Source organism: Bacillus sp. GMs2/2 (assembly GCF_050172095.1).
Lineage (GTDB): Bacteria > Bacillota > Bacilli > Bacillales > Bacillaceae_G > Bacillus_A > Bacillus_A cereus.
Window position 1 is genome coordinate 1 of record NZ_JBNLYE010000175.1, and the last position, 8,399, is coordinate 8,399.

Below are 8,399 nucleotides of genomic sequence, written 5' to 3' on the forward strand. Positions count from 1 at the left end.
AATTTAAATATATAAATAAAAAGAAAATATATTGGGAGCACATAGTAGATTCATATTTTTAAAAATTAATGTGACAATAAAGGGAGGTTGAGATACATACACGGTGGGAGTGTGTATGTATTTATTATAATAATGAATAAGACAATCAAACAACAAGTAATCGCACTATCAACAAGTCTAGTGATTTTAGGGAGCGCACCTTTATCAGCATCAGCAGAAGAGATCAACAAATCTCAAACTGATCAACTTAATATTGCCCAAGGAGAACACGGAACGAGCGGATTAAATTATTCTAATTTCAAGTTGGAAGTTCCTGATCATGTACAAATTAACGAAGCAGAAGTATCTGAAAATGAAAAAATGCTTTTAGAAGAATATAAGCATAAACATGATGAAACAGAAGAATTAAACAAAATGCAAGATGCTAAGAAGGGACAAGTAGCAGAAAAGGAAGCTATTTCAAACATTGAAAAGGCATTTGAATCTGTAGATGGTCGAAATGATGGATCTGATCGTCAAATGAAACCTGTTGCAAAGCCAAGAAGTATTCAATATAGTGCACAGAGTACGAAGAAATATGGAACACTTGCAGGAGTTCCATTTGTGGAGTGGATTGTTCCAGCAGGAAACCCTGATATTCGTCCTGCAAATCCGATGAAAGCACGTTACATTACAATCCATGAGACCGCAAATACAGCTGCTGGTGCTAATGCTGAAAATCATGCGAAATATTTATACAAGCAAGCAACTGAAGGCACTTTCCGAACAGCTTCATGGCATTTTACTGTAGATGATAAACAAATTTATCAACACTTACCAACAAATGAAAATGGTTGGCATGCAGGAGATGGAGATGGTTCAGGAAACAGGGAGTCTATCGGTATCGAGATTGCGGTTAACCAAGACGGTGATTACAATAAAGCGTTAGAAAATGCAAAACGACTTGCAGGTTATTTAATGAACAAAGAAGGAATTGGTGCAGATCATATTTACAAGCATCAACAATGGAGCGGGAAAAAATGTCCTGACATTTTAATTTCACGTGGTAATTGGGCTGGTTTCGTACAAGGAATTCAGTGGTATGCAAATATAAATGCGCAGATTGATACGCCTTTACAAGATAAAAATGACTCATTTAATCCAAATGAAAATAATCCAGCTGAACCTAGCATGGAACTAGTGGTAAATGGTAGTGGCATCAATGTACGTAGTGATGCGGGTATTGAACATCGTGTTGTACGTAAAGCTTCAAACGGAGATCGTTACAAAGTATTAGCCGTTAAAAATGGTTGGTATAAAGTAGGTAATGGAGAATGGATTTTCTATGACCCAAGTTGGATTAAAATTAACTACAATGTACCAAAGGAAGAAGTACAAAAGCCTAAGGAAGAAGTACAAAAACCAAAAGATGATATTACAGGTGGCTGGTTTGAAGGGCATATTCGTAAATTAAACAGTCTAGGTATTATGCAAGGCGAAGGCAATGGTGTATTTGCTCCATATCGAAATGTAACGAGAGCGGAGTTTGCGAAATTAATCTCGAATGCTCTTAAACTACCAGAGGGAAATAAGTCATTTGTAGATATTAATGAGGCACATCCATCACTTCATGACGGTATTAAACGTTGTGCAAGTGCAGGAATTATTAATGGTCGTGGTGAAGGGATTTTTGATCCTAACTCACCAATTACTCGTGAAGAAGTATCTATTATGATTGACAAAGCATTACGATATAAAGGAATTACAGGTGAGTTAGTAGCATTACCATTTACAGATAAGCATTTAATAGCATACAAAGAATCGGTTCAACGATTATACAGTCTAAAGGTAGTTAATGGTATTGGAAATAATGAGTTTGATCCTCGAGGCACAGCAACTCGTGGTCAGGCGGCTGCCTTTATTGTGAAGATGTTAGATTCAATGCAAAAATAAAAGGAAACTTTAATCAGTGAGGGCCACTCGCATTGCAATCAAGCAGTTTATTCACCAAATTTTGAAATGAGAGTTTTACTGCCCACAAATAGCAGAAGAAATTGTATGTAGAAGCTGACATTGGTAGAAGTAAAAAAATAAGAAGAATTTGAAAGGAGCTATCCAAAATAATAATTTGGAATAGCTCCTATTTAGTAGGAAGAACAAATTGTATTTGATAGATTGTAATGTAGAATGCCCTTCCAAGCCCCTCATAAGCCCCTACCAAGTAATAAATCACTAAGAAAAAACAAAAACAAAAACAAAAACAAGAACAAGAACAAGAACAAAACAAGCGCGAAAAAATGAAACCGGCGTTGTAGTAGTAAAAAAATTGTAATTTGAATGCCAAAACCATTCCCACATGCCTATCTTTATAATGAAGGATTAAAATTTTCCTATTTACTAGCAAAGAGTGGAGGGAAACATATGGCGGTATACCGTAATGTGCAGGTGAACTTTTGGCAAGATGAATTCATATTAGATTTAACGCCAGAGGAGCGTTATTTTTACATATATTTGTTAACTGGTACGAAAACGAAGCAATGTGGTATTTACATATTACCGAAGCGTGTGGCAGAGCTTGAAACAGGTTATAGTATGGAGACTGTTGAGAAGTTGCTAAACAGGTTTGTTGAGTATGGAAAGATTTTATATGATACGGAAACGAAAGAGGTATTCATAATAAATTGGTTACACTATAACCCTATTTCAAATACGAATGTGGAGAAGTGCGTATTACGTGAGTTAAAGACTATAAAAAGTAATGAGTTCATACATATATTTTTACGTAAATGCCTTGAAGAAGAATACAAGATTCCATTATTATTGCAGCATTTTGGTATGCCAAAAGAAGAGGATAATAGTAGTTCACAAGTAGTTATTGAAGAGAAAGAAGAAGCGGAAGAGATAGAGGTGGAAACCATAGAAGAGGACGTTCCAAATAGTGAAGTTTATAAGTTTTATGAACAAAATATTAGTAGTTTATCCTCATATATTGTGAAGGAATTGAAGAATTGGATACAAAGACTTTCTGGAGAGAAAGTGTTAGAGGTACTTAAAATTGCGTTTGAAAATAATAAGAAAACGTTAGCTTATGTGAAGGGGATTTTGAGGAATTGGTGTAGTGAAAAATTAAAGGATTTTAGTGGGGAGAAGTGCGTAATGGGAAGTTTAGAGAGAAGGAAATGTATTTTGAGTAGTGTATTTTAATTTACATTAACTTAACATAGAATGTATGTTCGTTTTTGTGAGATTTATGCTATACTACCATTAAATAAGGGTATTTTTATAATAGATAAAAAGATGCGGGGGGTACAAAGTTTGACTACTAGTACATCTGAGTTGTTTCAATATATTAATATGACAGAAGAACAGAAACAATTATCACAACGATATTTACAGACAAAAGAAGAAGAGATTTTAAAAGATATTCAACTAACGACAATTCGTGATCAAAAAAGAAGCGATTTTGCGGAGCGATTTATAAACGATTTTAGGAAAGTGCATAAACAAGATCCGGATTTTTTTCGATTATTTTACCATATACTCGAGGAGCAATTATTAAATGTTCTTGTAGTCCGTTTTGCGCATGTCAGTTTTTCTAAAATGAAGATTTATTTAGAAAAAAGTGCACTTCCTTTGGACAAACTTGTAGCAATCGCATGTAAATATTTATCCAGTATTTCAAGTTATGTGAATGAAGCAGATGTTTTTCTTAGAGAGTTAACAAGAGAGAATCCGAACTATATAGAGGGACAATTACATACTTTACCAACTAACCAGCAAGTAACATTACTTCTTGTAATGTTTGATGTAGATTATGAAAAGTTTCGTACATATAGTTCTTTATTGAATGAGAGGTTAGAAGAACATACAGAATTTATATTGAAACTGCTAGGGGAAAAGGAAAAGGTTGAAGCAGTTAAACGGTATTTAAAAGGTAAAGATGATAGTGAAGTATTTATAGGTGGGAATTTACCGGAACATATTTGGCGGCTATTATTTTGTGTTCATAAATATTCGAATGTTGCGAGGCGATATATTGAAATATTGGCGAAGAAAAATGTTTGGGGTTTTATAAACTATGCAACACGTTATATGTGTCACACTCTCGGTCAGTCTCAAAACTACAAAAAAACTGGTAGTGTAAATAGAGAAACATATGAAGAAATTCAAAGTTTTTGTACACAGTTTTGGATTTCTAAGGAACGATTTTTTGCGCATCGTCTAAGGCAACATGATTTGAATAGTGAGGATTTTTGTAAGACGTATGAATATGAATTGCTATGCTTTATGTTGGAGGAAGATCCTGAATTTATTCAATGTACTTTGCAATATGTAAGTAAAATGAATTATCTCATCATCGCACGAACGTTAGCTGAAAAAGGATATGAGCTAAATATAGGGAAAATGCGAGAAGAATTTTTTGTTGCTGCTTTGCAAATAAAATTGTCTACAGTGCGGGATACATATCGTGATTATTTACTAGGGAAATTGTCACTTGAGGATATGGAGCAAATACTTAAAAATCCGAAATATAGAAGTATGTATTGGGGTATGCCGGTGTTAGAGGTTGCGCTTCTTTGGGATATAGATGATGTAGCGAAGAGGGAAGCTGTACTTACACTACAGTTTGGAAATGAAGATAGTGTTAATTTATACGAACTTCTTTACGAATGTTCTGTCAGAGGAGTAGAACCGAAACAAGTATTAGAAGATCTGCTTTCGTATGGATTAAGTAAGGAAAAGCTTATCGCTTATGCAGTTGAAGAAGCTGCATGCTACAGTGAAGAGCGAAATAAGGCGAAGGAAGCGCTTGTTTGTGTAATTGTAAAAGAACAAGCGTACATCATTGAACGATTTGATGAGTATTCTGCTGTGGCCAAAGCATATATTTTAGAAGAGTTAGCAAAGGATAACATGATTAAAATGCGTCCAATTTTAATTAAAAGCTTAGGAGATTCATCTAAAAAAATGCGTGAGTCTGTAGTTAAACTGCTTTCAAAAGATGTAGAAGCTGCAGCAGATGTAGCAGTTGAACTTCATAATAAAAAGAAAATTGTTCGTGAAAATGTGATGAAAATACTTATAGAGTATAAGCTTGAAAAATATACGAAACTTGTACAGGAAGCTTTGCAAGAAAGTAAAAATGAATCTTTCACAGGAAAATTCTCGTTTTTATTTCAAACGGAGGAAGAAAAGATAGAAGAACTATGTGCACGTATTTTAACTGAACAAACAAGAAATTCACTTCTGCAATTGATTGGGGATGAGCCACAAATCCGTTTACGTGACTCTGATGAAATTGCTGAAGCTGCAATTCCGTTAGCCTATCTACAACAGTATATTTCAGATGCTGTTATTGAGAAGAAAGAAACAGCAGAAGTAATTGGTAGAGCTTTAAATGAAGAGGACTTAAAAGAATATGTGCAAACAATATATCAAATATGGATTTCTCAAGACGCAGATGTGAAGAAACGTGGAATTCTTTCGCTATACGGAATGTATAGTGACGACAAAATGGTCGACATACTTATAAAGCAAATTGATGAATGGGTGCTTCAAATGAGAGGAAAGATAGCAGCGGATGCCGTTCGTGCTTTAGGTTTGTCTTCATCTAAGCTTGCACTTATGTCTATTCATGCAATAGCATTTAAATATAAACATAAGCAAGTACGTAATGCAGCAAAAGAAGCGCTAAGTCTTGCTGCGAAAACACGTGGTATAACAGAGGAAGAGCTGGAAGATCAATTGGTGCCGGACCTCGGCTATACTATACATGGTGAAAAAATAATTGATTTCGGGAATCGAAGTTTTACTGCCATTTTAACTACAGAGTCAAAAATTGAATTAGAGACAGAAGAAGGAAAACGTATGAAGTCACTTCCAAAGCCGAATGCAAAAGATGATGTAGAAAAGGCTGAAGAGGCTAAAAAAGAATTAGCCTCTTTAAAGAAGGAACTCCGAAATACTCTTTCCATGCAAAAACAACGATTGGAAACGGCACTTTCATTAAAGCGTTATTGGTCACATAATGCATGGAAGTCTGTATTTATGGATAATCCAATTATGAAGCAATTTTCTATTTCACTCATTTGGGGTGAGTATAAGGAAGGGAAGTTGCTGAAGGCATTCCGTTATGCAGAAGGTGGCGTGTTCTGTACAATTGACGGGAAGAGTTATGAACTTTCATCTGGCACTGTTATTGGTTTCGTTCATCCGTTAGAATTGTCTGGGGCGGAGAAGGAATTATGGAAAGAGCAATTAGAAAGTGCGGGAATTGTTCAGCCGTTCCTACAAATTGAGCGTCCAGTGTTTGTAGTAGAAGAGAATGATGAGAGTGCTATTGAGAGATTTGGCGGTATTTTACTAAATGGTCGTTCGTTATTCGGTAAGATGACGAAGCTTGGATGGATCCGTGGGTCTGTTCAAGATGGCGGTGTGTATTATACATTTTACAAAGAAGATACTCGTACCGGATTAGGCGTGCAATTGTCATTTAGCGGAGCGCCGATTGGTTATGAAGATGAAGAAGATGTATGTGTATTTGACATTCAATTTTATAAAGCAGGTACAGTGAATCGTGGTTCATATGAATACGATGAGATTGATGATGAAAGACGCATTGTACCAAAAGAAGTAGATAAACGCTTCTTTAGTGAAATGTTATATGATGTGCAAGTAGCGACAGATTCAAATCTTGGGCATAATGAAAGTTGGCGTAGCGAACGATAAGAAAAACCCCCTTCATTGGTAGGAAAATGAAGGGGGTTTTTCAATGTTTCAAAAGGTTCTTTCATAATAGAAGCGAATTAGGGGGAAGAGGATTTTTATCCTTTTAGAAGGGATTGGTATCATGATCAAATAGATGATTTATCATACGACTACACTGAATACAGCGGGAATAGAAGGGAAAATGTTAACGTTACAGCCACGGTAATGATAGAAAAGACTTTTACTATATGTAAGAGTCTCTTTTTTTGTAAACGCGACAAAATTTGACAAAAAAATTTGCAGGAACTTGTTATAATTTCTGTTGGAATATTTTGTTTAACGAGAAATGGGTGTATAGCGTAAAAGATTTCGGTGTCATACAAATACATTTTTTGTTTTATATTCAAGGATTTCATAAGAGAAGAATTACAAAAATGAATGACATGGAGAAGTCATAGGGGGAGAGGAGATTTAGCATGAGTATTAAAGTAATAAGAGCAACAGGGGTAATGGGAGGAGCAGCAAGAGTTGCTGTAAAGGTAGATAACGAAGTAGTAATGAAACTTGAGAATAACGAAGAATATACGCTTCCTTTTGAATTAGATGAAGCGAATATTAAAGTAAAACAATTCTTTTTTGGAAGTAAAGAAAAGAAAGTAAAGGATGGCGATGTAGTAGAAATTAAGATAAATAGTATTGCTATGCTATTACTGATGGTGTCAATGATGGCTGTTTTATTTGGTTCGTCAATTGGTATAAATATTGTTGTTTTTGGTGTGATAGGAGCTTTAGTTACATTAGTATACGGATTGAATAACTGGTTTCGTTTAGAGGTTAAATAATTATTGTATATATATTTATTTCAGTTGATTTACTATACATGGGATGAAAATATTTTTAAGTGGGAAATGGGGAGAATCAGTATGAAGAAAATGGTTGTAATATCTAGTTTGGCGCTAATAGTAGGTTTAACAACTGGTTGTAGCAGTGAAAAAACAAGTGGACCTAAAACAGTATCTGTAAAAAAAGAAAAAGAGTTAGTAGCGAAAGATATTTTTAAAAAAGCAGCTGACGGATTAAAACAAGAGGAATATCTTACATTGACATCTCTTATGTCAATGAAGGGGAGCGGCCAATCAGAAGAAATTAAAATGAAAATACAAATGGAGCCGAAACTGAAGAATTCTAGAGCTGAAATGAAAATAAGTGGTACAGATATTGTAACGTATGAAGTAGATGGAAAGGTCGCTGCTCAAGTGAAAAACCCTGATACAGGAGAGTTAGTTACGATACCTAATGATCAATTTAATGTAAATGATGTAATGGTCAGTAAAAATTTACTTAATGAGTTAGATTTACCGGAAGCTTTGGCTAAGAAAATGAAAGCAAAGAAAGATGGAGACACATATAAACTTACACTTGAATTAAAGGGAAAAGAAGCGGTAGATACGTTACAAAAAATTAATGGAGATATGAAAAAATTAACGGAAGGATTTAATATGGATGCGTTTAACATTGAATATATAATAACAAAAGATTATAAATTTGAAGAGATGCGAACAACTATAAAAGTGAGTGAAAGTAACTCAGATAAAAAAGCTAGTACAGATAAGGAAAAATTGGATGCAGTTGTGAGTATAAAGATTGATTCATATGAAAAGTTTGATTCAATTAAGTTACCAGAAGGGATTCAATAATTTCAATCGTAAAAG

At 34.5% G+C, this 8,399-nt stretch carries 5 protein-coding genes; all 5 read left to right on the forward strand.

All coding sequences use genetic code 11. The features are described 5' to 3' along the window. The first annotated feature begins 132 nt into the window (after positions 1–132). Entirely contained in the window at positions 133–1,932 is a 1,800-nt protein-coding gene (locus ACQGS6_RS18755; RefSeq protein WP_142238169.1) for an S-layer homology domain-containing protein, read from the forward strand. 468 nt (positions 1,933–2,400) lie between these two features. Beyond that, positions 2,401–3,183 (forward strand): DnaD domain-containing protein, encoded by a 783-nt coding sequence (locus ACQGS6_RS18760; protein ID WP_074625235.1) that lies wholly within the window; start codon positions 2,401–2,403, stop codon positions 3,181–3,183. Positions 3,184–3,294: 111 nt separating this feature from the next. After that, entirely contained in the window at positions 3,295–6,708 is a 3,414-nt protein-coding gene (locus ACQGS6_RS18765) for a DUF4132 domain-containing protein (protein ID WP_326318584.1), read from the forward strand. 455 nt (positions 6,709–7,163) lie between these two features. Beyond that, positions 7,164–7,529 carry a hypothetical protein gene (locus ACQGS6_RS18770; protein ID WP_000025026.1) on the forward strand — a complete coding sequence of 122 codons (366 nt, stop codon included), beginning with the start codon at positions 7,164–7,166 and terminating at the stop codon, positions 7,527–7,529. Positions 7,530–7,610: 81 nt separating this feature from the next. After that, positions 7,611–8,384 carry a DUF6612 family protein gene (locus tag ACQGS6_RS18775; RefSeq protein ID WP_000738991.1) on the forward strand — a complete coding sequence of 258 codons (774 nt, stop codon included), beginning with the start codon at positions 7,611–7,613 and terminating at the stop codon, positions 8,382–8,384. Positions 8,385–8,399 lie beyond the last annotated feature (15 nt).